The 657-nt window shown below is 44.3% G+C and carries 1 protein-coding gene; it reads left to right on the top strand.

Features of this window, described 5'->3' with window-relative positions:
- On the top strand, positions 1–550 hold a 550-nt coding region (locus tag AC1DWB_RS36825), incomplete at its 5' end, for a hypothetical protein (protein ID WP_477545980.1).
- Between the last annotated feature and the right edge of the window lie 107 nt (positions 551–657).

The following is a 657-nucleotide window of genomic DNA, read 5'->3' as shown; positions in this document are numbered from 1 at the left end:
GAAGACGGTCAGTACATCAACTGGTTCTTCAAGTGGACAACCGTCCTCAGCTCCCACACCTCCTGTCATCAAACCAAACCAATCCGAAGGATCTGTTACACCTGCAACACCACAACCTCTGATTAAGCCAAGTGAACCTTCACCTGCTACTGCTGTAGCAACAACAACACCGCAGAAGAATGCTTCATCTGTACAAGCCTCTGAACTACAAAGTAAATATTCTGGAAAGCTGAAGGAACTTCAGAATAGTTGTTCGGCGAAAGCAAATAGCCTGACCCAGGAGGTTGCCAACAGCCTAAAGAAAGCACAAAATAGCGACGATCAAAACATTTTACAAACGATCCAGACCACGTTCTTGCCACAGATCACGAAAGCCGAACAGCAATGTGACGAACAATTTAATCAACTTATGGCGGATGCTTCTCAGCAGTATACAAAAGCGGGAGTAGAGATCGTGGACATAGAAGGTTGGAAGAAGCAGTACCAGTCGTCAAAAGAGCAAGCTAGACAGCAGGCGATGGCAGCACTGGCCACCGCTCTAAAAAATTGATGCTGAACCTAAGAACAAGGAGAGAAGCAGATATGAAACTATTTCATATTCGGAGAATAAAAGCTTTAGGTATTTCAGTAATAACTTCAGCATGTCTTTTTATGGGG

Source organism: Paenibacillus sp. P4_E11 (assembly GCF_056401635.1).
The sequence above is the reverse complement of the archived record's forward strand: the minus strand, read 5'-3'. Positions and strand labels throughout refer to the sequence as shown.